Annotated in this window: 22 protein-coding genes; 5 read left to right on the top strand and 17 right to left on the bottom strand. The window is 43.8% G+C overall.

What is annotated here, in order from left to right:
* Positions 1 to 117: 117 nt before the first annotated feature.
* From VQ00_RS00115 to VQ00_RS00100, 4 genes are read right to left on the bottom strand one after another with little or no spacing between them, the layout of a single operon-like run.
* Positions 118 to 624 carry a flavin reductase family protein gene (locus VQ00_RS00115; RefSeq protein WP_046178127.1) on the bottom strand — a complete coding sequence of 169 codons (507 nt, stop codon included), beginning with the start codon at positions 622 to 624 and terminating at the stop codon, positions 118 to 120.
* A gap of 51 nt (positions 625 to 675) precedes the next feature.
* Positions 676 to 2202 (bottom strand): 4-hydroxyphenylacetate 3-hydroxylase N-terminal domain-containing protein, encoded by a 1527-nt coding sequence (locus VQ00_RS00110; protein WP_046178126.1) that lies wholly within the window; start codon positions 2200 to 2202, stop codon positions 676 to 678.
* Positions 2199 to 3119, bottom strand: coding sequence for a polysaccharide deacetylase family protein (locus VQ00_RS00105; RefSeq protein WP_046178125.1), 921 nt, complete (start codon positions 3117 to 3119; stop codon positions 2199 to 2201). The genes VQ00_RS00110 and VQ00_RS00105 overlap by 4 nt, the downstream gene beginning before the upstream one ends.
* A gap of 17 nt (positions 3120 to 3136) precedes the next feature.
* Positions 3137 to 3559 carry a RidA family protein gene (locus VQ00_RS00100; RefSeq protein WP_052728219.1) on the bottom strand — a complete coding sequence of 141 codons (423 nt, stop codon included), beginning with the start codon at positions 3557 to 3559 and terminating at the stop codon, positions 3137 to 3139.
* Between the two features lie 358 nt (positions 3560 to 3917).
* Between VQ00_RS00100 and VQ00_RS00095 the strand changes: the two genes are divergently transcribed.
* Positions 3918 to 4475, top strand: coding sequence for a TetR/AcrR family transcriptional regulator (locus VQ00_RS00095; RefSeq protein WP_046178124.1), 558 nt, complete (start codon positions 3918 to 3920; stop codon positions 4473 to 4475).
* Positions 4476 to 4615: 140 nt separating this feature from the next.
* On the opposite strand, the gene VQ00_RS00090 is transcribed toward VQ00_RS00095, so the two are convergent.
* The 12 genes from VQ00_RS00090 to VQ00_RS00030 all read right to left on the bottom strand — a co-directional run bounded on the left by VQ00_RS00090 (position 4616) and on the right by VQ00_RS00030 (position 18378).
* Positions 4616 to 6142, bottom strand: coding sequence for a 4-hydroxyphenylacetate 3-hydroxylase N-terminal domain-containing protein (locus VQ00_RS00090; RefSeq protein ID WP_046178123.1), 1527 nt, complete (start codon positions 6140 to 6142; stop codon positions 4616 to 4618).
* Positions 6139 to 7059: a polysaccharide deacetylase family protein gene (locus VQ00_RS00085; protein ID WP_046178122.1), complete on the bottom strand. Its 921-nt coding sequence runs from the start codon at positions 7057 to 7059 to the stop codon at positions 6139 to 6141. Before VQ00_RS00085 ends, VQ00_RS00090 begins: the two co-directional genes overlap by 4 nt.
* Complete coding sequence (locus VQ00_RS00080; RefSeq protein WP_046178121.1) at positions 7060 to 7482, bottom strand: RidA family protein; 423 nt, start codon at positions 7480 to 7482, stop codon at positions 7060 to 7062.
* A gap of 85 nt (positions 7483 to 7567) precedes the next feature.
* Positions 7568 to 9010 carry a purine-cytosine permease family protein gene (locus tag VQ00_RS00075; protein WP_052728215.1) on the bottom strand — a complete coding sequence of 481 codons (1443 nt, stop codon included), beginning with the start codon at positions 9008 to 9010 and terminating at the stop codon, positions 7568 to 7570.
* A 641-nt stretch (positions 9011 to 9651) separates the two neighbouring features.
* The gene (locus VQ00_RS00070; RefSeq protein ID WP_342666975.1) at positions 9652 to 10911 is read right to left on the bottom strand and encodes a dihydrolipoamide acetyltransferase family protein; all 1260 of its coding nucleotides are present in this window, start codon (positions 10909 to 10911) and stop codon (positions 9652 to 9654) included.
* An 11-nt stretch (positions 10912 to 10922) separates the two neighbouring features.
* A complete protein-coding gene (locus VQ00_RS00065) occupies positions 10923 to 11951 on the bottom strand; it encodes an alpha-ketoacid dehydrogenase subunit beta (protein ID WP_046178119.1) in 1029 nt (342 codons plus the stop codon).
* Positions 11948 to 12967, bottom strand: a complete 1020-nt coding sequence (locus VQ00_RS00060; RefSeq protein ID WP_046178118.1) for a thiamine pyrophosphate-dependent dehydrogenase E1 component subunit alpha — start codon at positions 12965 to 12967, stop codon at positions 11948 to 11950. Before VQ00_RS00060 ends, VQ00_RS00065 begins: the two co-directional genes overlap by 4 nt.
* 141 nt (positions 12968 to 13108) lie before the next feature.
* On the bottom strand, positions 13109 to 14929 hold the full coding sequence (locus VQ00_RS00055; RefSeq protein WP_046178852.1) for a sigma-54-dependent Fis family transcriptional regulator: 1821 nt from the start codon (positions 14927 to 14929) through the stop codon (positions 13109 to 13111).
* A gap of 322 nt (positions 14930 to 15251) precedes the next feature.
* A complete protein-coding gene (locus VQ00_RS00050; protein ID WP_046178117.1) occupies positions 15252 to 15719 on the bottom strand; it encodes an S-ribosylhomocysteine lyase in 468 nt (155 codons plus the stop codon).
* A 29-nt stretch (positions 15720 to 15748) separates the two neighbouring features.
* A complete protein-coding gene (locus VQ00_RS00045; protein ID WP_052728211.1) occupies positions 15749 to 16309 on the bottom strand; it encodes a YybH family protein in 561 nt (186 codons plus the stop codon).
* Between the two features lie 208 nt (positions 16310 to 16517).
* Positions 16518 to 17198, bottom strand: coding sequence for a response regulator (locus tag VQ00_RS00035; protein WP_046178115.1), 681 nt, complete (start codon positions 17196 to 17198; stop codon positions 16518 to 16520).
* Positions 17199 to 17211: 13 nt separating this feature from the next.
* On the bottom strand, positions 17212 to 18378 hold the full coding sequence (locus tag VQ00_RS00030) for a sensor histidine kinase (RefSeq protein WP_046178114.1): 1167 nt from the start codon (positions 18376 to 18378) through the stop codon (positions 17212 to 17214).
* A gap of 323 nt (positions 18379 to 18701) precedes the next feature.
* Between VQ00_RS00030 and VQ00_RS00025 the strand changes: the two genes are divergently transcribed.
* Entirely contained in the window at positions 18702 to 19340 is a 639-nt protein-coding gene (locus VQ00_RS00025; RefSeq protein WP_046178113.1) for a YigZ family protein, read from the top strand.
* 83 nt (positions 19341 to 19423) lie between these two features.
* Positions 19424 to 20494, top strand: a complete 1071-nt coding sequence (locus tag VQ00_RS00020; RefSeq protein ID WP_046178112.1) for an LCP family protein — start codon at positions 19424 to 19426, stop codon at positions 20492 to 20494.
* A 47-nt stretch (positions 20495 to 20541) separates the two neighbouring features.
* Here VQ00_RS00020 and VQ00_RS00015 read toward each other — a convergent pair whose 3' ends face one another.
* The gene (locus VQ00_RS00015) at positions 20542 to 21609 is read right to left on the bottom strand and encodes a glycosyltransferase family 4 protein (RefSeq protein WP_046178111.1); all 1068 of its coding nucleotides are present in this window, start codon (positions 21607 to 21609) and stop codon (positions 20542 to 20544) included.
* A 252-nt stretch (positions 21610 to 21861) separates the two neighbouring features.
* Between VQ00_RS00015 and secA2 the strand changes: the two genes are divergently transcribed.
* Positions 21862 to 24213, top strand: coding sequence for an accessory Sec system translocase SecA2 (gene secA2 / locus VQ00_RS00010; protein ID WP_046178110.1), 2352 nt, complete (start codon positions 21862 to 21864; stop codon positions 24211 to 24213).
* A 3-nt stretch (positions 24214 to 24216) separates the two neighbouring features.
* A complete protein-coding gene (locus tag VQ00_RS00005) occupies positions 24217 to 25116 on the top strand; it encodes an accessory Sec system S-layer assembly protein (protein ID WP_046178109.1) in 900 nt (299 codons plus the stop codon).
* The last annotated feature ends 91 nt before the right edge of the window (positions 25117 to 25207 follow it).

The raw sequence follows: 25207 nt of genomic DNA, 5'->3' as shown, positions 1-25207 counted from the left end.
ATATTTTGAAATGAATTAAATCTCTATTAAATTTCGTTTGGAACTTCTTAAAGGAAAAGGACAAGAGAAGATTTAAATTAAGCTCTTCTTCTGCCCTTTAATCAAAAAATAATAATTTTAGACAACGATTTCTTTTTGCTCTAGCTCATTTGTAAAGCTTCCAAATTGACGGTGGAAATACAACAAAGGCTGCTTTAAGTCTCCTGCAGTCACATGCTCAACCAGGCCAATAAAAATAGTATGATCACCAGCCTCAACAACATTTTCTACCTGGCAATGAACATGTGCCAGCGCATCTTTGACGACATATGTTTTTCCAATTGGATCAGATTCAACAAATTCTTCAAAAAACTTGGGCGCACCAGCTTTAGCCCCTGCTTTTGCTGCTGCCGTTTGATCACTGGCTAATAGACTGACTCCGAACCGCCGCTGCTTTTTAATCGCTTCTGTACTTGCATTTTTAGTCAGCAAACTAACCAATAGCAATGGAGGTTCCATCGATACAGAACAACATGCGCTAACAGTCAGTCCCCATGGCCGTCCTTCTATTTCTGTTGTAACCAAAGTCACTCCAGCAGCCAAACGTCCCATTGCTTCCTTAAATAATTCTGAAACTTGCTGCATATTTTCCACTCCTCTATTTACTAAAATCATAGTGGCGACATTCAAGGATTATTATTTTAAATCAACCTTGTATAGCTTTTTGATTTCACGATTTACCTCTGGCAGACCGAGATATTCACGAATAAATTTAACAGGTTCTGATCGATCATAGGATCTGTAAAGTTCAGATTGAACTACCGGTGCATTTGTGGAGTTTGTATTTTCAAATAAAGCTACACGATTGGCATGAGCGCCACATGAAAGATCCCACAGGAAGTTAAAGAATTTATTTTTCTCGCGTGCGCTTACACCGGCTCCTGGTAAATATTCTTCCAATACAGCCCCAATTTCCGGATGATCCCAAACCTTGCTTGGAAAGCGGCTGATTAATCCCTGCCCGCTTAAATCGCGGAGAATATGCATGATTCGTGGATAATGAACGATAGACTGTAATCTTCCTGCAGTAATGAATTTTGTAGATGGCACCAACACCCCATTCCACAGCTCTGCTTCTTCTTCAGCTGCTAGAATATGGGCTTTCAATGATGCAGAATAGGATATTACTTCCGCTACTCCATCCCGTACTCCCTGGAAAGAATCCGTGCCTAGAACGTCGACCATTGTTTGCGCGGCCCCTACAAAAATTTCAGAACGGTACATCAACCGGGCTAATATGTGCCAATGACATAGAGCACAAGATTCTCTGTATAACCCTAACAATTTCGTGTTTCTCAGGCTGAATACATATTCATTCGGGATAAATACACGATCAAAGATCATCATATTATCTAATTCTTCGCCATTTGAATCGATAGGATGGTCTTCAAATGTAGAGTCCGGAGAAGTAACGGGCTCCCGCAGCACTAAAGTCAGGCCCGGTGAATTAATCGGGACTGCACACCAGAGTGCCGCATCAGGATCCAGATTAGCAGAAGTAGCGGTCGATACGGTCGCAAAGTGGCCCTGTACACCGACAGATCCACACGGTTTTGCTCCAGATAATACAATCCCGTCCGGTCGTTCTTCCACTACTCTTAATGTGCCCTTTTTTTGCGCAGGCGGTAAATTTTTATCGGTTTGTACATCCGGAATCAAGTCAGCACTTATCACGTTGTGTTTTTGACTGAATTCAACGAACCTGCGAACATTTTCTGCATATTCTGCGTTTTCTTTTTCGATTTTATCAATAATCGAAAGGAATCCCATTGCCATCATTGAACCATAATCATTCGGGCGGCCAAAAACACCAAAAGTATGATACGTACTTAAACGCAGCATTTCACGTCGACGTTTTAAATCCTCTTTCGTTTTCGGAACCAGCCAGCCCGTGCTGTATCGTTTCCCATCCTCTGGACTGACAAAAGTTGTAATATCTCTCGTTTCAGGGTCAAATTGTGAATCATAAATTTTCGCTAAATTGTCAATTCCGCGCTTTAATGCGGGATGCGTGGTTACATCTGCAATTTTATTTCCCTGAGCATCAATGACCCGGCGGCCGTCCCGTAAGCTTTCTTTGTATTGCTCTCCGGTCATTAAATGTGGCTCTGATCCCTTACTCAATACGTCTATAAGTTTACTTTTCGTCGCAATTACACTCATTTTTTTATCCCCTCTACTAAATTTGATTGTAATTCAGGAATGCGTCCATCGTAATAAGGAAGGTGAACCGTACGCGGATTGTATGTTCCGTCATCCACACACTTTTTCACATGAAGAGCAATTTCCTCCATCGTCGCAAACCAGACGCCGCCTTTTTCCTGCATATATTGAATCATCTTGTCGATTCTAGAACACCTGGCTAAGCGTCCTGAGGTAAAAGGATGCCATACAGAAACCCACATGCCGCCATACTCCCACGCTGCCTCAAATTCAGCGATCCATCCTTCCATCGCGCGGTCCGGCGAGGCTATCGGCATGGAGTAGCCAAAATCCGGATTGTGTGTGTATTGAGGCCAATCATCCATTCCCCAATGAGTGGGCAATTCAATGATTTCGTTCGACGACTTGCCTTTTAAAAGATACGGAATATCATCGGCCATCAATGACGAGTCATATAAAAATCCTTCCTGCGCCAACAAATCAACGGAATGCTTAGAAAAATTATACATAGGAGCTCTCCATCCAGTTGGCCGTTTCCCTGAAAATTTTTCAATGACGTCTATTCCTCGGCGAAGCCAATATAACTCTTCTTCCGCAGATAATTCATTCGGGTGTTCATGTAAATATCCATGGTGGGCTAGTTCATGCCCATCCTTAAGAATAAGTTCCACCGTTTTCGGATACCGTTCAATGCACCAGGCCGGTACAAAAAATGTTTGTTGTATGTCATGTTTTTTGTACATATCCAGAATACGAGGAATAGCCACTTCATCATACTTTAACCAGGATGCTGTTGATACTTTTGTATCGGCTGTATCCGGATGATCCAGATGAAGGATGCTGTCAGTATCCATATCAAAGGTGATCGCTACAGCACATTTTGCGCCATTTGGCCAAGAGATCGGATTTTTAATCATTTATTTTTCCTCCTTTATTATTTTTCATCTGGCATAACAGCAATCGCTTCTATTTCTATTAATAGGTCTTCGAAAGCAAAACCCGAGATGCGAATTCCAGTCCCGGCTGGACCAGGATCCGATAAGTATTCCATTCGCACTTTGGTCATCTTTTCCCAAAACTCTGTCGCTTCTTTCTCATCCCCATCAAAAACATAATAAGTATTGAGTTTCACGATATCTTTCAAATCGGCTCCTGCTTCGTTTAATACTTTACGTATATTTTCAAAACAATTTCGTGTTTGAGTTTCAATATCTCCAACTCCGATTGTTTTACCATTTTCATCAGTGGAAATTTGTCCACCTACAAAAATCATATTTCCTGCTTTCCATCCTTGCGAGAAAGGAACAGGCATACTCCAATTCCAATGCTCTTTAGGCATAATTCTTTGCTTTTCCATAAATTCACCTCATTGATTTTTTGTTGTTTTAATCATCCGATTTAAATTTTCATTACCTCATTATTGTTTCTTTACCACTTCCTTTTAAATAATTAGTAGTTTACTTTCAAGTTAACTAAAATTATCTGAAATTTCATTATTTTCTATTAAACTATACCGTCCAGACTGTTTAGTTGTCAATAAAAAAATACATAATTTTATAAAAATGGATTAAAATAATATTTTTATTTATTTCATCGGTTTATATTCAGAACAAATTTTATGGAATCTTTAAAGAAAATAACATACCATTTGACTTTTTTTGTAAAATAATGTAGAATACAGTCGAATAAATAGGCAATTGTTATGGAGGACACGAATGAATAACCGTAGAGCATTATTAACTCGTGAAAAAATATTAATAAAAGCTCGTGAGCTTGTAGCACGAGAAGGCGTTACACATCTCACGATTGAAAAGGTAGCGAAAGAAGCCGAGATCAGCAAAGGCGGATTACTATATCACTTTTCATCAAAAGAAGCTTTAATACAGGCAATGATCGACGACATGTTGAAGAGATCGAATCAAGAAATCGAAGAAAAGCTGCTGAGTGATGACACGGCTGATTCTAGTCAATGGTTTCAAGCGTTCATACATACAACCTTTGATGAATTCGGGCGAAAAGATTTAATCAGTCCTGGTTTATTGTCTATATTGCTTGCTAATCCTGAGTTAATCGAGACCTGGCGTAATACCTATGATGGTTGGACTGAAAACATCGAAAAAGAGAGTGACAATTTAATCATCGCAACCATAGTGCGCTTAGCTTGTGAAGGACTGTGGTTTACCGATATGCTTGGGTTTTCCCCAGTAGAAGGAGCATCTCGCCAACAAGTTCTTGAAACCTTGCTTGACTTAAGTAAAAGGGAAAACTTATAAAATTAATCGAAAAATGCCTCTGCATCAATCATCACCCTCCGCTATATTCTATTTCTTAACAAATAAAAAATCTTGGAAACAGGTCATCCTTCATCGTGATAGACCTGTCTCTCTATTATTTTTCAAACTTTTCAATTAATTTACTTTAAATCATGAACATAAAGTTGTTTAACTTCACGGTTTACATCTGGTAGATCGAGGTATTCACGAATAAATTTAACAGGTTCTGACCGATCATAGGATCTGTAAAGTTCAGAACGAATAACCGGACCGTTTGTAGCATTCGTATTTTCAAATAAAGCTACGCGGCTTGCATGACTGCTGCATGAAAGATCCCACAGGAAGTTAAAGAATTTATTTTTCTCGCGTGCGCTTACACCGGCTCCTGGTAAATATTCTTCCAATACAGCCCCAATTTCCGGATGATCCCAAACCTTGCTTGGAAAGCGGCTGATTAATCCCTGCCCGCTTAAATCGCGGAGAATATGCATGATTCGCGGGTAGTTTTCGATTGAATATAATCTTCCAGCAGTTAAAAATCTGGTTGACGGCACCAGCACTCCATTCCACATCTCTGATTCTTCTTCTGCTGCTATAATTGCTGCTTTTAATGTTGAAGAATAGGTGATTATTTCTGCTACCCCATCCCGTACTCCCTGGAAAGAATCCGTGCCCAAAATGTCAACCATCGTTTGCGCGGCCCCTACAAAAATTTCAGAACGGTACATGAGACGTCCTAGTATATGCCAGTGAAATAAGGCGCCGGATTCTCTGTACAATCCAAGCATTTTTAAATTACCGAGACTAAAAACGTATTCACGGGGCAAAAAAACATGATCAAAAAGCATCATATTGTCTGTCTCCTCACCAAATGAATCAATGGGATGGTCTTCAAATGTAGAGTCCGGAGAAGTAACGGGCTCCCGCAGCACTAAAGTCAGGCCCGGTGAATTAATCGGGACTGCACACCAGAGTGCCGCATCAGGATCCAGATTAGCAGAAGTAGCAGTCGATACGGTCGCAAAGTGGCCCTGTACACCGACAGATCCCACTGGTTTTGCGCCACAAAGCACGATTCCATCAGGGCGTTCTTCCACTACTCTTAACGTGCCCTTTTTTTGCGCAGGCGGTAAATTTTTATCGGTTTGTACATCCGGAATCAAGTCAGCACTTATCACGTTGTGTTTTTGACTGAATTCAACGAACCTGCGAACATTTTCTGCATATTCTGCATTTTCTTTTTCGATTTTATCAATAATCGAAAGGAATCCCATTGCCATCATTGAACCATAATCATTCGGGCGGCCAAAAACACCTAAAGTGCTATACGTACTTAAACGCAGCATTTCACGCCGTTTTTGATAATCTTCTTTTGTTTTCGGAACCAGCCAGCCGGTGCTGTATCGTTTTCCATCCTCCGGGCTGATAAAAGTTGTAATATCCCTCGTTTCAGGGTCAAATTGTGAATCATAAATTTTCGCTAAATTGTCAATTCCGCGCTTTAATGCGGGATGCGTGGTTACATCTGCAATTTCATTTCCCTGAGCATCAATGACCCGGCGGCCGTCCCGTAAGCTTTCTTTGTATTGCTCTCCGGTCATTAAATGTGGCTCTGATCCCTTACTCAATACGTCTATAAGTTTACTTGTCGTCGCAATTACACTCATTTTTTTGCCCCTTCCACTAAAGTTGATTGCAGTTCAGGAATACGTCCATCGTAATATGGAAGATGAACCGTACGAGGATTGTATGTTCCATCATCGACACACTTTTTCACGTGAAGAGCAATTTCCTCCATCGTCGCAAACCAGACGCCGCCTTTTTCCTGCATATATTGAATCATCTTGTCGATTCTGGCACAACGTGCCAGCCTGCCTGAAAGGAAAGGATGCCAAACAGAAACCCACATGCCGCCATACTCCCACGCTGCCTCAAATTCAGCGATCCATCCTTCCATTGCGCGGTCCGGAGAGGCTATTGGCATGGAGTAGCCAAAATCCGGGTTATGGGCATACTGAGGCCAATCGTCCATTCCCCAATGAGTGGGCAATTCAATGATTTCGTTCGACGACTTGCCTTTTAAAAGATACGGAATATCATCGGCCATCAATGACGAGTCATATAAGAATCCTTCCTGCGCTAATAAGTCAACGGAATGTTTAGAGAAATTCCACCAGGGTGCCCGCCAGCCACTTGGCCGTTTCCCTGTATGTTTTTCGATTACTTCTATGCTGCGTTTAAGCCAATACAATTCTTCTTCTATGGACATTTCATTCGGGTGTTCATGTAAATACCCATGATGAGCTATTTCATGTCCGTCTTTTAAAATCGCTTCAACATAATTAGGGTACTGTTCAATGCACCAGGCCGGTATAAAAAAGGTTTGTTTGATATTGTATTTTTTATACATATCCAGAATACGCGGGATAGCAATCTCGTCATATTTCAGCCATGAATTCGAAGAAATTTTTGTATCTGCAGAATCTGGGTGGTCTAGATGAAGAATGCTGTCCGTATCTACATCAAAGGTGATCGCTACAGCACATTTTGCGCCATTTGGCCAAGGAATCGGATTTTTAATCATTTATTTTTCCTCCTTTATGATCGCTATTGCTTCTACTTCTATTAATAGGTCTTCCCACATTAATCCTTTAATCCGAATGCCTGTCCCCGCTGGACCAGGATCCGATAAGTACTCCATCCGCACTTTGGTCATCTTTTCCCAAAACTCTGTCGTTTCCTTTTCGTCTCCATCAAAAACATAATAGGTATTGAGCTTCACGATGTCTTTCATATCCGCCCCTGCTTCATTTAACACTTTGCGAATATTTTCAAAAACATTTCGGGTTTGAACTTCAATATCTCCAACACCTATAATATTGCCTTTTGCATCAGCAGAGATTTGTCCGCCTACAAAAACCATGTTCCCAACTTTCCATCCTTGTGAGAAAGGAACAGGTATACTCCAATCCCAATGATCTTTAGGCATTAATCTTATTTTTTCCATGATTCACCTCGTTAGTTAGCTATAATTGCTTTTTCTTTTTCTGTGAATTCCAGTTAAAGTCCTTTCCTTTTTTGAATCCCCCCTCTCAAATTGTTTTTTTTGTGCTTGGCTCAATAGTATTAACTTCTGCTTCTTTCGGGAGAGAGTTTTTGACAAAAATAAAATACAAGACTGCACTAACAATTGCAGAGGAAATGAAACTAACATCGATACCACCGACTAAGTTAACAAATGGACCGACAAAAACACTTGTGCTCGTAAATAATAAACCGACAATTACTGCCACAACCCAGGAGGCAGTTGCAGGAATATTAAATCCATTAGAATACCAGTAAATTCCTCCTTCTGAACGTTGCAGTTCCAAAGGGGAATACTGGCCTTTGAATAAATAATATCCAACTAATTTGATAGCAAGCCACGGTGAGATAGCCACAATAATGAGCGTAACAAATGCATTCACCACATTGGAGATATCATAAACAAACACCCCTAGGAAAACTAATAACATGGCTACAGCACTAATAATAATGGTTGTTACAATCCGGTTTAACCCCCATCCGAGAGTCTCTAATCCAAGGCCGGCACCATATAAAGCAAAACTTCCCTGTGTAAGGCTTCCAATTAACCCGACTAATAATAATGGGAAAATAAACCACACAGGGGAAATCTCCATAATTCCTTGTACAAATGGGGTTTCCATGCTTTTAAACATTGTCATTAAATATGATGCACCAACCATTGAAATCCAACAGCCAACAAAGATTCCTCCTCCGGTTCCCAACATAATAGATCGGGCACTGGTTTTAGTTGGAATGTACCTGGCGTAGTCATTAATGAAAGGGACTAACGAAATCGGCAGCGACAAGCCAATACTGACCGATAAAAACCATGTGCTCCAGAATCCTCCTAAAAGATAATTTCCGCCTTGGTAGGAAGCATCAAACTGGGGCAGAAATACAAAGACAGCTAATATAAGGATGGCACCAAGTATCCATGTTCCGGCTTTTTCAATGATTAAAACAACTGAATGGCCATAGGTTGCTACTATACTTGTAATAACTGTTATGAGTAAGGCCCCGACGGCTAAGATTCCGTTTCCTTCAGACCATCCAAACAATCGGTTGCCACCATATACAATAGATTGTGCACCAGTCCAAACTGTCAAAGCATAAAATCCAAGAGCTACAAAGATGGTTAAAAGAGCGCCTATCATTCTTCCTCTTATGCCAAAGTGAGCACCGCTGCTAACAATTCCGTTCGTTCCAGTTTTTTGCCCTAATAAAGCGATTGGAGCTACTAACACAGAACCTATTATTAAACCTATAGTGAGAGCCCAAAATGAATCCCACCAGCCGAGTCCAAAGGCTACTGGAAGAGCACCAATAAGCATAAGGGGAAAACAAAGCTGAGCACCGCCGATAGCAAAAAATACATTCAGAGGATTAGAATTACGTTCACTTTCAGGAATAAAATCAATTCCGCGAACCTCGACTTTTCTTTCTTGAGTCATCTCCTTATTCGATACCAAATAAATCCCTCCCATTATTTAGATTTATATAAAAAGAAAATTAATAATCACAAAATTCTTAATTTTCTTTTAAAAATTACCGTCCAGACTGTATAGTAATTACTAAAAAAATTTAAGATAAATATACAAATAAACTTTTTTCTGAAAATAACTCATTCTCAAACAATTATTACAAAATGTTATTTTAACTAACCGTCCAGACTGTATAGTAATCAACAAAAAAATATTACTGGTTAAATCGATTAATTTTTTAAAATATAACTTATTTTTAAAATATTAAATGGAAATTTGTTAGATTTCCTTACGCATTTTCTTTTTACAAAAGACAACTAATCATTTAAATCTTCTTGGAAGCAAAGTAGTTATTCGTATGACCACTCTGAATGGGACGCATTTCCGGAAAAAATTAAAATAGCAAAGGTGTGCTACTCGGTGGAGTTCTTTGTATGAAAAAGCAGGGGAAATGTTGATGTAAGCACTGGGGAATAATAATTGATTTATAGCCAAGTAATTTTTTTAATTCGTTACAATCCTGTCTTGTTTTAGTTAACTTTTATCATTCCTTAACAGCCCTGTCCGTTTTTACTCAATTTTTATGACTTTCATTCAAAAAAACCCGCTTAAAGAGCGGGCTTCCATCACTATTCGGCAAGCATCCGATACGGCTGCTCAAGCAATGTTTTCACTGTCTGTAAAAAGGCAGCAGCCGGCGCGCCGTCGATTGCGCGGTGGTCAAATGTCAGGCTGAGCGGCTGGATCATTCGTTTTTGCAGGTCATCCCCAACAAAAACAGCTTCCGGCATCACACGTCCAAGGCCGAGAATACCGATTTCTGGCGGATTGAGCACCGGTGTAAAGTACTCGACTTCGTAGTTTCCGAGGTTCGTAATGGTAAATGTTGATCCTTTTAATGTTTCGGCCTGAACGCGGCCGCTCCGGACATCATCGGCATTTGAGCGAATCCGTTCGGATAAGTCCTTCATCGACCAGCAGCATGCGTCGTTAATGACCGGCACCATTAAGCCTCCGTCAAGCGCCACCGCGATGCCAAGATGAACGCGTTCGTGCAGCGCGAGCCGTCCGTTTTGGAGTGTCGCATTCATCGCCGGATGTTTTTTCAGCGACGCGATCACAGCTTTGGCAACAAAATCGGTCAGTGTCAGCTTCACGCCGCTTTCTTCCAGTGACTCATTCATTTGTTTGCGGATTGTCATTAAATCGGTTACGTCCGCTTTCATCGTAATAGTCAGCTGAGCGGTCGTCTGCAGACTGTCAAGCATGCGCTCCGCAATGACTTTACGCATGCCAGCAAGCGGCTTTCCAACTGCGGAGGAACGAGATGACATCGGCTCCACATCTGCTTCCGGTGCCGGGTTCGCCATAGCAGCCGGCTGTGGTTCATGGTTCATATGCCGTTCCACATCTGACCGGGTAATACGGCCGTTCGGTCCCGTGCCCGGAATCCCCGTCACATCAATGTTATGTCCTTTTGCCAGCTTGCGGGCTGCTGGTGAAATGTGGGTTCTGCCGCCATTTTTCTCTGCTTTTGCAGCGACTGGCTCCAGGGTTTGCTGAATCGACTGCGGCGTTTCTGTCGGCATATCCGGCGCTTCCTGGTGAAGCTCAGCCTGCGGAGCAGCGGTTGCATCCGGTTCTTCTCCTGGGGCACCGACAAACCCGATCGCCTCGCCCACCTTTACGACATCATCTGAAGAAGCCTGAATTTTTAACAGCACCCCATCTTCCGGTGCTTCGACGTCTTTTTCAATTTTATCGGAGCTGATGACAGCAACGGAATCTCCCTTTTTCACTTCGTCGCCTTCCTGCTTCAGCCATTCGACAACCGTTCCCTCTTCCATCCCCATCCCAAGCTTCGGCATAATCACTTTTACAGCCATCATAACTCCTCCTTTTACATGACAAGTTCGCTGCCGGTCATTTGCTGAACGGCTTTCACTATTTTATCCGGCGTCGGCAAGTAAATATCTTCAAGCGATGGTGAAAATGGAACCGGCGTATGCGGTGCCGTTACCATTTTCACCGGCGCATCCAAGTAGTCAAAGCCTTTATCGGCCACAAGTGCAGCAATATCAGTTGCCGCGCTGCAGCGTGGATTCGCTTCATCCACGACAACAAGCCGGCCCGTTTTTTCCACAGACGATAAAATCGTGTCTTCATCAAGCGGAGACAGTGTGCGTGGATCAACGATTTCCGCTTCTATTCCGTTCTTCGACAGCTCGTCTGCCGCTTTTATTGCCGTATGCACCATTTTGCCGATCGCGACGATCGTCACATCTTCCCCGCTTCGCTTAATATCCGCTTTTCCGAACGGGATGCGGTAAGACCCTTCCGGTACGTCGCCTTTCATCGTATATAACGTTTTGTCTTCAAAAAAGACAACGAGGTCATCATCAAAAATGGACTGGAGCAAAAGTCCTTTTGCGTCATACGGTGTAGATGGGATAACAACTTTAATACCTGGTATATGAGTGAAGAATGAATACAAGCTTTGGGAATGCTGGGCAGCAGCGCGAAATCCGGCTCCGTGCATCGTCCGAATCGTCAGCGGTACTTTCGCCTTGCCGCCAAACATGTAGCGCAGCTTGGCGCCCTGGTTCATCACTTCATCAAGACAGCTGCCGATAAAGTCGTTAAACATAAGCTCCGCAATCGGCCGCATGCCGGTGGCCGCAGCTGTGACAGCTGCCCCGACGTAGCCCGCTTCCGAAATCGGCGTATCAATGATCCGGTCGCGCCCGAATTCCTGCACGAGCCCTTTTGTGACACCCATAACGCCGCCCCATGCTTCCTCGTTCTGCAAATGATCGACGGCTGCCCCGCCTGCAACATCTTCCCCGAGCAAAATCACATCCTGATCTTCTCTCATTGAAATGGCCATTGCTTCATTCACTGCTTGTGAGAATGTTAATTGACGGGTCATGATACCGCACCTCCCTCTGTTTTGTACGACACATAGACATCTTCAAGCAGCTGCTCCGGAAGCGGATGCGGGCTTTTTTCCGCAAATTCAACGGCACGATCCACCGCACCTCGTACCTCTTCATCCATCCGGTCCAGTTCTTCTTCTGTCATAATGCCCTGCTCGGTCAGATACGTGTAAAACTTCTTGATGGCGTCTAAGTCACTTAAATGCTTCACTTTTTCTTCGCCTTTATACGTCTGGGCGTCTCCTTCAAAATGACCATAATTCCGGTACGTCACACATTCGATTAATGTCGGTCCTTCACCGTTGCGGGCCCGCTCGACCGCCCGCTGTGCTGCTTCCCGAACCGCTATGACATCTTTTCCATCCACTCTTTCACCCGGAATGTCATAGCTGATCGCCCGGTCTGCAATCGATTTACAGCTGGACGCGTAATGAAAAGGCGTCGCTTCTCCAAATCCATTGTTTTCCGCAACAAAAATGACCGGTAAATCCCAAATCGCCGCCATGTTTATGCCTTCATGGAACGTTCCATGGTTGTTGGCACCGTCTCCGAAAAAGCAAACCGCGACGCCGCCTGTTTTTTTTAATTTATGCGTTAGTCCGGCACCGACTGCCAGCGGGAATCCGCCGCCGACAATGCCATTGGCACCAAGCATCCCTTTTTCTATGTCGGCAATGTGCATGGAGCCGCCTTTTCCTTTACAAAGCCCGGTTGATCTCCCGTAAATCTCCGCCATCATGCCATCCAAGTCACATCCTTTGGCAATACAATGACCGTGGCCGCGGTGTGTGCTCGTAATGTAGTCGTTGTCATCCAGATGCGAGCAAAGACCGACCGCAATGGCTTCTTCTCCGGCATACAAATGAACAAATCCCGGCAAAACCCCTGTCCCAAATATCTCATGAACCCGGTCTTCAAAATGGCGTATTTCAAGCATTTTTTGAAACATCCATGTCGCTTCTTCTTTTGAAACCGCTGCTTGATTTGTTTGCGTTTGTGACACCGTCATCCTCTCCCTTTCACTGATTGATTAAATAGAAAACGCTTTCTTTTTCTTTAATGCAATCAGCGTGCCAACCTAAAAGGAAGGCTGTACAAAGGGTTTATGGATTCTCCGTGTCTTCTTTTCTCATCATTATCCTGATCTGTCTCAATTCATCTCATATTGTTTCAGCTTCCGGTAAAATGTGCTGCGCGGCATACCCATTTGTTTAGCGGCGGTTGGGGCATGGCCTTTTGCGTCTTTAAGCGCCTGCATCAATTCTTCCCGTTCCATTTCCTGGCGGCTTGTCCACTGTTTCTCACATTCCCGTTCCAGTGAGATCATACAGTCAGAAGCGGCTACATCCGCCGGTACGTGATCACCGTACAAAATGCGGATGCGGTCGAGAATATTGAACAGCTCACGGAAATTCCCCGGAAACGAGTGCTGCTTAAAGACACGAATCAATGATTCCGGCACACTGCCGTTCCAATTCGTTCGTTTTTTATAATCCGCAATGAATCGTTCCATGTCACAAAGCCGCTGACGAAGCGGAGGCAATTCAATCGGAAAAACATAAATTCTGTAAAACAAGTCTTCCCGCATTTTTCGCTCGTTAACGAGTTCAATTAAATTGCGGTGAGTCGCCGTAATAATCCGGAGATTGACCGGAATCGGCTTAGATGCGCCAACCGGCATGACTTCCTGTTCCTGCAGCACGCGCAGCAGCGAAATTTGCATCTGCTCCGGAATATCCCCAATCTCATCTAAAAACAGCGTTCCGCCATCCGCATCGCGTATTTTCCCTTGATAGCCGCTCCGGCTTGCTCCGGTAAACGCGCCTCCTTCATAGCCAAACAGCTCGCTTTCCATTAATGAAGCAGGAATGGCACCGCAGTTTACTGCAACGAACGGACCGTTTTTACGGCTGCTATTTCGATGAATCGCCCGGGCCAGTATTTCTTTCCCCGTGCCGGTTTCACCGTATATGTGCACCGCCGCATCTGTTTTTGCGACACGTTCCGCCTGCCAAAGAACGTGCTGGAACGATTCTGCTGTGCCGATCACCCCGTTGTAATGAAACGTATTAATCCAGCCGGAGCTGGCCGGTGTTTTTTTCACATTGGAAAACTGAATGAGCTGCCCAATCTGAAGTGAACCAGATTCCTCGAATACATTCCGCATTACACCTTGCTTCCAGGCGTTTTCCGGCAGTTCACGCAGCAAAAACGGTACAGTCATCTGGCATCTCTCTTTCATCGCTTCATTCATCCAGACTACAGAACCTAACATGGACACAGCAGCCATTGGAGCGGTGTGCTGACGGTAAAAAGACGCAGCCATGATGAGTGACTGCTCGTCCATTTTCTCGAGTGACGCCCATTGCTGCTCAATCGCAAAAGCTGCTGTACAGACGGCGGCCAGCATATGCTCATGGCGGGAATCCGCCAGTGCGCTCGTCATGTCGAGGACGCCGAGAAGTGTCCTGTCGGGCGCATGAATGGGGGCGGCGGAGCAAGAAAAGTGCTGTGAGGCGACAGAATAATGTTCGGTGCCCACAACGGTAATCGCTTCGCCAGTTCTGAGAGCGGTTCCAACTGCATTCGTCCCAACAACATCTTCCGTCCATTTCGATCCTTCAACAAAATTGATTTCCGACGCCCTTTTTAACGTCGGGTCCGGACCGCATGCAGCCAAGATATACCCTTCTTTATCTACAAGCAAGATCATCGTATTCGCCTGTTGGATGGACATGATCACTTTATCCATAATCGGTCCCGCAATAGACGTCAGCCGGTCATTTTTTTCAAGCCGCTGGTGCAGCTGATCGGTCGTTAAAATGTCGCTTCCTTTGCCGTCATACGGATTGACACCTTTTTTCTGGCACATGTACCATGACTCTTCAATCCGTTTTTGCAGCCGCGCTGCATCCAAGACTCCCTCCCGCACGAACCGCTGCCATACATTTCGCCTAACTGCCTCATTCATCACAAAAAAAGCCCCCTTTTTATTAGAAAAGCGCAAGGCGCCTGCCTATCGGCGACAAGCATAAGACGAGCACTGACGGAGGCGCTCTTTGCCTCCAGAAGGGCTTGGCTTATGACCTCGAGCCGACGGCGCCTGGAGCTGGACATCGTAAGAAAAGCGTAAGACGGACAGCAGGGTGGCGCTCTTTGCCACACAGCTGTGACGGCTTATGACCGAGGGACTGGCCGCCTGAAGCTGAACAATCTCCAAAACATATACGTTTTTAGCTAATAAAAAAAGCGGATAAAAGGCAAATGCTTTTATCCGCTTGTCGGCACATGGCTTACCCGGCAAATACTTCTGTCCATTCACTTCGTTTCGCAAGCATATCGCGCGCGATCTCTTTCGCGCCTTCTAAACTATGGCTCGCTGCCCAGCCGCACTGCACTTCGTTGCACGCTGGCACTTCTGTTGCTTCAAGGACATCCTCTAATGTTTTTTCAATGATGGTTAAAATATCGTCGTAGTCCTCGTGATTGATCACCGCAATATAGTAGCCGGTCTGACAACCCATTGGGCTGATATCAACGATTTTATCTGAATGGTTGCGGCTGAATTCCGCCATCATGTGCTCCAGGGAATGAAGCGCCGGCATCTCCATGTGCTCCTTGTTCGGCTGGCAAAAACGAATATCATATTTTAAAATTTTGTCGCCATTTTGGCCTTCTTTTACACCCGCAAGACGGACGTACGGTGCTTTTACTTTCGTATGGTCTAAATTAAAGCTTTCTACATTCATTTCTTTTGTCATGTTTAATAACCTCTTTTCTTTTCACTATATCATTCCATGGCAAAAAGGGAAACTTGCTTCCAGCCGTCCTTTTCTTTCTGAAACACCATAATCTGGCGGGTCTTCTGGCTTACTTCCTTGCCCGAACTTAAGTCTTTCGATGTCGATTCCATATTCATGAATACATTGGCCGTCATTTTGTCTTCATCGTATTGAATAATTTTTGTATTTTCTGGCGTCATCGTGGCATCAAATGTTTGAAACACTTTTTCGATGTATGCTTTTTCTTCTTCATAATCAAATGATTCCGGCGTTTTAGAAATGGTCGCCATGTATGCATCGATGTCTTTTTCGTTAAACGATTGAATTTGTTGGTTGAGTGCGGCGAGAATCGCTTCTCTTTCCTCTTTCGGTACATTTTCCGTTTCTTCAATCGGCGCTTTTACTGATGTTCCGCCTGCTTTTTCCTCTTCGGCCGTATGCGTTTCTTGTGTAGAGCTTTGCGTTTCACCATCTGATGTGGAGTTTGCGGCCTCGTCGCTTTTTTCCTCCCCGCAGGCGCCCAGCAGTGCACCCATTAAAAGAAGCGCGGGTACCCATTTATATGTCAACGTTTTTGCACGTCCTCTCGGGCCCGCATGATGCGGGTCACAAAGGCGGTGCGACAAGATGTCGCGTTTGCCGCCTTTGATCCTTTTTGTATTATGTCTTTCATTGTAAAAGAAAAACGGTTCACGCTCAACCGGCGCGAACCGTTTTTTTTAATTTTCACATCGTTATGTCCATTCAAAAAAAAGCCCCTTGAAGGGACTTTTTGCATCAGCGAACTTCCACCCAGCCTTTTTTAATGGCTGTGACTACGGCTTGCGTCCGGTCGTTTACGTTCATTTTTTGCAAAATGTTACTCACGTGGTTTTTGACGGTTTTTTCACTAATGTACAATGCCTCGCCGATGCCACGGTTGCTTTTTCCGTCAGCGAGCAGCTGAAGCACTTCGCATTCGCGGCGTGTCAATAAATGAAGCGGACGTACAACTTCCGCTTGCTGGAATCCTTTTCCTTTGCCATCATCATTGGACAAGCGGCGGTAATCCGCGATTAAGTTATGTGTGACGCGTGGATGCAAATAGGAACCGCCATCTGCCACTACTTTAACCGCTTCTACTAGTTCTTCCGCATCCATTTCTTTCAGCAGATAGCCAAGCGCACCGGACTGCAGTGCATGTGTAACATAGTTTTCGTCATCATGAATCGATAAAATAATGATTTTCGTATCCGGGTATTTGTCAACAAGCTTGCGCGTTGCTTCAACGCCATTCATTTCCGGCATATTAATGTCCATAATGACAACGTCCGGGTTGTGCTCTTCGACGAGCGTAAGCGCTTCTGTTCCGTCATCTCCCTCTGCAAGCACTTCAAACGTTTCTTCAAAATCAAGAATACGCTTTACCCCTTCACGAAATAACTGATGATCATCAATAATAATAATTTTAGTTGTCATCCTTGTTCCTCCTCTAAGTCAATGGCTGCTTGATTATTGGGACACTAATTAAAACAGCGGTCCCTTCACCTGGTTTCGAATGAATGGTAATATCTCCACTCAGTAGGTCAATTCGCTCTTTCATTCCCATTATGCCAAAAGAGCCTGATTTTTTCTCGTTTGCGTCAAATCCTCTGCCGTTATCTTTCACGACAGCTAATACTTGTTCTTTTTTAATTTCCAGTTTCACTTGAATGACGGATGCATCCGAGTGCTTTAGTGCGTTTTGGACCGACTCTTGAATAAGCCGGAATAACGCTACTTCCATATTGGACGGAAGCCGCTTCTCAAGGCCAATATTTACAAATTTCATATCAGGTGCAGCCGATTTAGAGCGGCTGTATTCACTGACAGTGGCCAAATATTTTTTCAATGTCGGGATCAAACCGAGATCGTCAAGCGCCATCGGACGCAGATCGTAAATGATACGCCGTACTTCATAAAGCGCAGATCGAACCATTTTTTTCAGATCGCGGATTTCGTTAAATGCCGCTTCCACGCCCCGCTCGCGGTACAACTTTTCAATTAAATCAGAACGCATAAGGACGTTCGCCATCATTTGTGCGGGTCCATCATGAATTTCACGCGATAAGCGTTTTCTTTCTTCTTCCTGCGCTTCCATCACCTGCAGGCCAAATGCCTGTTTTGATTGGGCATCTTCAAGTGCACGGCCAAATGCCTTCATATCCTGTGTTAAATAATTTAGAACAACCGCGGTTTGTGAGACTAGATGCTCTGCCCGCTCAATCGTTTTATGTACCGATAACAAGCGTCGATCGAGGTCATTGCGGCGCTCGCTTAACTGTTTTTCATTTTGCCGCAAAACGAGCAGCTTCATTTGCAAATCATGCGCCTGTTCATATGCTTGACGCACAACTTCTTCTGAATAAATCGAAAAGTCACGGCTCACTTCTGATAACCGCTTACGGGCCATCTTTGCTTTCCGTTCCAGTTCTTCTTGTTCAATAATGGCAAAATGAATCTGGTGTTTGATGAGTTCAAGCTCTGTCATAAGTGTTTCATAATCTACTCTGCTTTGTTCTGCAATTGAAAAAATCTGGTCCTTGCTTTGATCGACCGTTTCCACCATTTTATCCAAAATTGTATCAAGAAGTTTCGTATCTGAATTTCGTATCGACATAAGCAATTTCCTTCCCAATTTGATGGTCTGGACCTATACGAAAGGTACAGCTCATATTTCATACTACTGTGTCTTTCGATGGTGGAAATAATACATGGTTCATTTTAAATAACTCAAAAAAGACCCGGTGAAAACCTCACACGGAAAGGACTATTTCATTATATCATTAGATTAATGAACGAATATTAAAGTTTATTTACGATTCGTTTAAAAGTATTTCGAAGCATGTCTCTTTTCATTCAGACTTTTTTCCTTTACGATGATTATCACTACTGATTACCCTAATTTTCGAAAGCTAAACCTATCTTTAGGAGGAAAAATCATTGCTGCTTTATTATAAAACAGTTAAAATAAACCGTGAAAACGAAATCACCATTCAGAAATCCCGCTTTATCGCCCATGTTTCTCGGGCAGAAACAGCTGAAGAAGCGATCGCATTTATTGAAAAAATAAAAAAGGCACATAAAGATGCTACCCATAATTGCTCCGCTTACCTCATTGGTGAACACGACAATATCCAAAAAGCAAATGATGACGGTGAGCCGTCCGGCACCGCCGGCCTGCCCATTCTTGAAGTCATTAAAAAACGGGAATTAAAGAATACAGTAATTGTAGTTACACGTTACTTCGGCGGCATTAAGCTCGGGGCGGGCGGATTGATCCGTGCTTACGGCAAAGCAGCATCCGAAGGCTTGAACGCAGCCGGCATTGTCGAACGCCGTCTGATGAAAGTCGTGACGGCCTCGATTGATTACACATGGCTTGGCAAAATTGAAAACGAGCTGCATGCATCGGTTTATGAAATAAAAGAAATCCGTTACGGCGAACACGTTGACGTGGATGTCTTTGTTGAAGAAGAACATGTACAAACCTTTCATGACTGGATGATTGACCTGACAAATGGGCAAGCTGATTTTACAGAAGGCGGCGTCTTATATATGGAAAAAAACGTCGAATTTTAAAATAATTTGAACGAATTGATCCTTTCATAGTAAAATAATAAATGGTTCGAAATTTGAACATTACATTTAAAGGAGATAAATATATGAGTTCACCCATTCAACGCACGGGTCGGCGCCGTAAAAAAACGCAAAAGCGCCGGATTGTTTTTTTCACACTCATCCTTCCCTTGCTGCTCGTTCTTTTCACAGGAGCAGGCTACGGCGCTTTTTTGTATAAAAAAGCCGAAACCGTTTTTTCCGAATCGTATATGAATGACGGACGTGAAAAGTCGGACTTGCGTGATGCAGACGTTCACCCTTTAGAAGACAACGTGTCTATTTTATTTATGGGGATTGATGACAACCTCAAACGTAATTACGGAGACAATACTCGTACAGATGCGCTAATTTTAGCAACTTTAAATATTAAAGATAAAACAATTAAAATGCTCAGCATTCCGCGTGACACGTATGCATATATACCAGCAGAAGACGATTACAACAGAATTAACCACGCGCATGTTGTGGGCGGACCAACTGCTACCATTGAATCGGTTGAAGAATTACTTGACGTGCCGGTTGATTACTATGTCCGCATGAACTTTTATGCATTTGTAGATGTAGTAGATGCATTAAACGGCATTAAGTTTGATGTACCGTATGAATTCAGAGTAAAAGACTCTAGTGATGTCCATTACGTTAATATGGAACCAGGTGTCCAAGTGCTGAATGGACAAGAAGCACTTGCAGTTGCCCGCACCCGTATGAACGATAGTGATATTGAGCGAGGCAAACGCCAACAGCAAATACTGCAGAAAGTCGTGAAAAAAGCTCTTTCTGTGAATTCTGTTACGAAGTACGATGAAATATTAGAAGCAATCGGTGAAAATCTCCGCACTGATATGACATTCAGCGAAATGAAGTCTTTAATTGACTACGGTAAAAATGACAAAGGATTAAGTTATGAATCTCTTACCCTTCCCGGAACGGACGATTTCTTAAACTCAGGCGCTTACATTTACCGTGCGGATGAAACAGAACTTGAAGTTATTAAAGGCAAATTACAGAAACACCTTGGTATTGAAACATCCTCTTCATATTCTGATGAAGAAAATAGCAGCACGGAATCAGAAGAAAGTGATACAGAAGACGAATCGTACAGCACAGGTGAATAAAACAAAGAAATGCCGCTCCGATGTAACGGAGCGGCATTTCTTTTATTCTATAGATTCTTTTTCGTTCCGCTTCTCACAAAGTTTAAAAGCGGCTTGTAGTCATTGCTGATCAGGCCGACACTTTCGACGAAGAGCTCGATCGCAAGCGTAATAACCGCCATCATAATAAGAGCACCCCAAATGGTCGCCATCGAGAAGATGATTGCCGCCAGACCAAACATCAGCGCAATCATATAAATGATTAAAACAGTTTGTTTGTGCGTATAGCCAGTCCGAAGCAGGCAATGGTGAAGATGGGATTTATCTGGTGCAGAAATAGGCTGCTTGTTCAGCTTCCGGCGGATAATCGCAAAAATCGTATCAGAAATCGGAACACCGAGTATAATAATTGGAATAATCAACGACACGACGGTAATATTTTTAAAGCCGAGGAGTGAGACGACTGAAATAATAAACCCGAGGAATAGCGCTCCAGTATCGCCCATAAAAATTTTAGCAGGATGAAAATTGTATTTTAAAAAGCCGATTGTGCTCGCCGCGACAATAAGCGCCACGCTCATAACGTACACATCACCTTTTAAAAAGGCCATAAAACTAATGGTAAACAATGCAATTGTTGATACCCCTGCCGCTAATCCATCCAATCCATCAATTAAATTGATGGCATTTGTAATCGCGACAATCCAAATGATTGTCAGTGGAATACTTAAAAAGCTGTTGAATTCAATCGTTCCGCCAAACGGCAAGTTAAAGAAATCCAAGCGGACATCTCCGTATACGACTACAACAAGCGCTGCGGCAATTTGCCCAGCCAGCTTGACCTTCGCTGAAAGCTCAAAACGGTCATCAAAGACACCTGTCAAAATAATAATAAAGCTTCCGAGAATAATCGCGGGATTCATCAGCGGCAAATCATACGGAGCAGCCGGCTGCAAGACCAGCATACCGATCAGGAAGCTGATAAAAATCGCCAGACCTCCCATGCGCGGCATAATCCGCATATGCACTTTCCGATAATTCGGTTTATCAACGGCCCCAATGGCAATGGCAAATTTTTTCACAAGTGGCGTAAGGGCTAAAGAAGCCAGTACACAGATAATAAAAGCAACAACCATAAGATCCTCCCTCTGTCAGTCAGAAGCATAGTTTATATGATGAACGTCATTATTTTATTTGTTCTCAACTTCAACATTATAATGGCAAACCATCATTATATCCACCATAAACATGAAAAAGACGTTATATTTTCTTTCATCCTATCTTCTGTTAAGATAAAGATGGGTGACTGCATGCACCGCATTCAGTTATCATGCCTTTGTGAACCGTCCAAGACGGGCCCATGGAACGTATTCTGGGGAGTGAAAAGAATGGTCTCATTGTTTCGAAAAAAAGATGCTGCTGACCGGCAGCTAAAAACATATCGAAAACTAGTCGCTTCTATTAATGAACAGGAAGCAGCAATAGAATCTTTAACAGATGAACAATTGCGTGCCAAAACAGCCGAATTTAAAGAACGTCTTGCTGGCGGCGCATCCGTTGATGATATAAAAATAGATGCGTTTGCTGTTGTACGTGAAGCGGCAAAACGTATTCTTGGCATGCGTCATTATGATGTTCAGCTCATTGGCGGACTTATTTTATCAGATGCAAATATTGCCGAAATGGCAACCGGTGAAGGAAAAACACTCGTCGCTTCCCTTCCGAGTTATTTGCGTGCGCTCGAAGGCAAAGGCGTTCACGTCATTACGGTCAATGAATACCTGGCAAACCGCGACCGCGACACAATCGGACCGCTTCATGAATTTCTTGGCTTAACAGTCGGCTTGAATTTGCCGCTGATGGACTCAAAAGAAAAACAAGCAGCGTACAACGCGGACATTACATATGGGGTCGGAACGGAATTTGGCTTCGACTATTTACGTGACAACATGGTGTGGCACCCAACGCAGCGCGTCCAGCGCCCGTATCATTTTGCGATTATCGACGAAGTAGACAGCGTGTTAATTGATGAAGCGAAAACACCGCTTATTGTCGCGGGCAAAATGCCGCCGGCAGCGGATCTTCATTATATTGGTGCTCGTGTGGCTAAACGGTTTGTCCGTGATGAAGATTATCACCTTGATGATGAAACGAAAGCCGTCAGCCTGACAGACGACGGCATTGAAAAAGTGGAAAAAGCATTTGGCGTTGACAATTTATATGAGCTTGAGCATCAGACGCTTTACCATTATATGATTCAGGCGGTCCGGGCACACGTCATGTTCGAACGGGACGTGGATTACATCATAAAGGATGGGGCGATTTTACTCGTTGATATGTTTACCGGCCGGACGATGGAAGGCCGGACGCTTTCAGACGGGCTGCACCAAGCCATTGAAGCAAAAGAAGGCTTGGAAGTAACCGATGAAAATAAAACGCAGGCCTCGATCACGATTCAAAACTACTTCCGCATGTACCCATTTTTATCCGGCATGACCGGTACAGCGAAAACAGAAGAAAAAGAATTGCTTGATGTGTACAATATGCAGGTTATTAAAGTACCAACGAACCGAACGGTACAGCGTGTGGACATGCCGGACCGGATTTACCGGACATCGGAAGAAAAATACGCGGCCGTGACAAAAGAAACTGCTGCGCGCCACGCAAAAGGACAGCCCGTTTTAGTCGGGACAACCTCTATTTTGCAGTCTGAAAAGATCGCCGATTACTTTAAAGAAGCCGGCTTGTCTTTTGAAATTTTAAACGCGAAAAGTGTCGAGCAGGAAATAGAGCTTATTTCCCGTTCCGGCCAGCGAGGCCATATTACGATTGCGACAAACATGGCCGGGCGCGGCACCGATATTTTGCTTGGTGACGGTATACCAGAACTCGGTGGGCTTCACGTGCTCGGCACTGAACGCCATGAGTCCAGACGGATTGACAACCAGCTGAAAGGCCGGGCTGGACGGCAAGGTGACCCGGGTTCAAGCGAATTTTTGATTTCACTTCAAGATACGATGTTTCAACGATTTGCAAAAGATGACCTTGCCAAGCTCGAGAAAAAATTGCAGACAGCAGACGACGGACTCGTGAAAAATAAAAAAATGCATGAATTCGTCGATCGTGTCCAGCGGATTGTGGAAGGCTCCAATTACGCCATGCGTGAGTATAATTTAAAACTTGATGATGTCATTAACGAGCAGCGGGGTGTCATTTTCGGTTTGCGCAATGCGATTATTGATGCTGAATCACAAAAAGAACGGCTCACGGATATGATCAAGCGTTCTTCCCGTGAAGAAATTGATCATCATTGCCAGGAAGACATCGCATCGGAAGAATGGCCGCTTGACAGGCTTTCTGGACATTTACAGGCAATGTTTGGCGGACGCACGGTACCGATCCCAGAAGAAGCATCAAGCCAAAAAGAGGTCGATCACGCAGTCGAACCCGTTTTATTCGATTATGTAGAATGGATCGACAGCCAATATGAGCCGGAGTGGGATGAATTGGTGAAACGGATTATGGTGGCAGATATCGATGCCATTTGGGTTCATCACCTTGAACAAATGAGCCGCTTAAAAGAAGGCATCGGCCTGCGCCACTACCAGCAGGAAGATCCGATGCGTATTTACGCACGTGAAGGCTTGCAGCTATTCCAAACGTCTTACCGCGACCTGCTTCGTTCTATTTCTGCCAAAACGGCCGTTTTAATGACGGAACTAACAAAAAAGGAGAATTAACCTATGTTTTCTTTCTTTAAACGAAAAGGCAAAAATGATGATACATTAAAAAATGACGGGCTTGAAACGGCTGTTTCTGCCGGCGAAGTAACAGGCGTGGAAGCGGAAGCGGGCCAGGAAGAAGTGACAACAGCTTTGTCTCTTCACCCATCCCAAGCAGTTTCACAGGAGCAAATGTACGTTCTGCGCTTTTTAAATAATGAATTGCCGCCATTAAAGCGGAACCAGCTTTCTTTATCTGGCATTGAATGGAACGAGCAGCCAAACGGAATCGCAGTTTCCGCTTTCGTCCGCAATACTGTTGAACGGGATATCACACTCGGAGACGTACCCCTTCTGCTGCTAAATGAGAAAAACGAACTAAAAGCGCGGGATACATTCATGCTGAAAGAACTTGGTTCCTTGCCGGCTGATTCAAGCCGCCCGTGGACGTTCCTATTCCCTTCCGCGTCACTCAACAAACAAGTAGAGCTTGGCAAAGAAAACTGGTCGATTGCGTTTGACTTAACGTCCCGCAAACATAAGCTGGAGCTTGATGAAAAATGGGAAAAGACACTGCCAGATGAGCAAAAAGAAAATTTAAAAAAAATCGTTGAAAAACTTGGCGACCCGGCTAAAAACGAGTTGAACTTTACTGGATTAAGTGCAGCAACGCTTGAAAACGGAAATTTAACGATTTCTTTGTTAATCCGTAACGGATACGACCGGAACGTAAACATTGAAAAGCTGCCGTTGCAGCTTATTGATGCGACAGGCGAACTAGTCGCACAAGGTCAATTCAACGTCGGCGATTTTGAAGTAAAAGCCAATACAACAAAACCATGGACATTCGTCTTCCCGGCGTCAATGATTCAGAAAGAAAACCCGGACTTCTCGAAATGGAGCGTCCGTGTGACAAAGTAACGTAAAGCAGCAGGAAAAGGCGCAATTCTCCTGAAAAGTGGCGCGTTTTTATTGAAAAATGCGCCGTTGGCAAAAAAGGTGTCCCAAAAGT

Origin of the sequence: Domibacillus tundrae, assembly GCF_000970675.1 — a bacterium.
In the GTDB taxonomy this organism is placed as follows: domain Bacteria; phylum Bacillota; class Bacilli; order Bacillales; family Domibacillaceae; genus Domibacillus; species Domibacillus tundrae.
Note: the sequence above shows the minus strand (reverse complement) of the source record. Positions and strands in the feature narration are given on the sequence as shown.

What these genes read in the sequence shown, in the direction of transcription:
- VQ00_RS00020 (WP_046178112.1), top strand. Translation starts at nt 19,424, where the DNA reads ATGAGTTCACCCATTCAACGCACGGGTCGGCGCCGTAAAAAAACGCAA.
- VQ00_RS00110 (WP_046178126.1), bottom strand. Translation starts at nt 2,202, where the DNA reads ATGAGTGTAATTGCGACGAAAAGTAAACTTATAGACGTATTGAGTAAG.
- VQ00_RS00065 (WP_046178119.1), bottom strand. Translation starts at nt 11,951, where the DNA reads ATGACCCGTCAATTAACATTCTCACAAGCAGTGAATGAAGCAATGGCC.
- VQ00_RS00055 (WP_046178852.1), bottom strand. Translation starts at nt 14,929, where the DNA reads ATGAATGAGGCAGTTAGGCGAAATGTATGGCAGCGGTTCGTGCGGGAG.
- VQ00_RS00060 (WP_046178118.1), bottom strand. Translation starts at nt 12,967, where the DNA reads ATGACGGTGTCACAAACGCAAACAAATCAAGCAGCGGTTTCAAAAGAA.
- VQ00_RS00115 (WP_046178127.1), bottom strand. Translation starts at nt 624, where the DNA reads ATGCAGCAAGTTTCAGAATTATTTAAGGAAGCAATGGGACGTTTGGCT.
- VQ00_RS00085 (WP_046178122.1), bottom strand. Translation starts at nt 7,059, where the DNA reads ATGATTAAAAATCCGATTCCTTGGCCAAATGGCGCAAAATGTGCTGTA.
- VQ00_RS00100 (WP_052728219.1), bottom strand. Translation starts at nt 3,559, where the DNA reads ATGGAAAAGCAAAGAATTATGCCTAAAGAGCATTGGAATTGGAGTATG.
- VQ00_RS00035 (WP_046178115.1), bottom strand. Translation starts at nt 17,198, where the DNA reads ATGACAACTAAAATTATTATTATTGATGATCATCAGTTATTTCGTGAA.
- VQ00_RS00080 (WP_046178121.1), bottom strand. Translation starts at nt 7,482, where the DNA reads ATGGAAAAAATAAGATTAATGCCTAAAGATCATTGGGATTGGAGTATA.
- VQ00_RS00050 (WP_046178117.1), bottom strand. Translation starts at nt 15,719, where the DNA reads ATGACAAAAGAAATGAATGTAGAAAGCTTTAATTTAGACCATACGAAA.
- VQ00_RS00015 (WP_046178111.1), bottom strand. Translation starts at nt 21,609, where the DNA reads ATGGTTGTTGCTTTTATTATCTGTGTACTGGCTTCTTTAGCCCTTACG.
- VQ00_RS00030 (WP_046178114.1), bottom strand. Translation starts at nt 18,378, where the DNA reads ATGTCGATACGAAATTCAGATACGAAACTTCTTGATACAATTTTGGAT.
- VQ00_RS00090 (WP_046178123.1), bottom strand. Translation starts at nt 6,142, where the DNA reads ATGAGTGTAATTGCGACGACAAGTAAACTTATAGACGTATTGAGTAAG.
- VQ00_RS00095 (WP_046178124.1), top strand. Translation starts at nt 3,918, where the DNA reads ATGAATAACCGTAGAGCATTATTAACTCGTGAAAAAATATTAATAAAA.
- VQ00_RS00105 (WP_046178125.1), bottom strand. Translation starts at nt 3,119, where the DNA reads ATGATTAAAAATCCGATCTCTTGGCCAAATGGCGCAAAATGTGCTGTA.
- secA2 (WP_046178110.1), top strand. Translation starts at nt 21,862, where the DNA reads ATGGTCTCATTGTTTCGAAAAAAAGATGCTGCTGACCGGCAGCTAAAA.
- VQ00_RS00005 (WP_046178109.1), top strand. Translation starts at nt 24,217, where the DNA reads ATGTTTTCTTTCTTTAAACGAAAAGGCAAAAATGATGATACATTAAAA.
- VQ00_RS00070 (WP_342666975.1), bottom strand. Translation starts at nt 10,911, where the DNA reads ATGATGGCTGTAAAAGTGATTATGCCGAAGCTTGGGATGGGGATGGAA.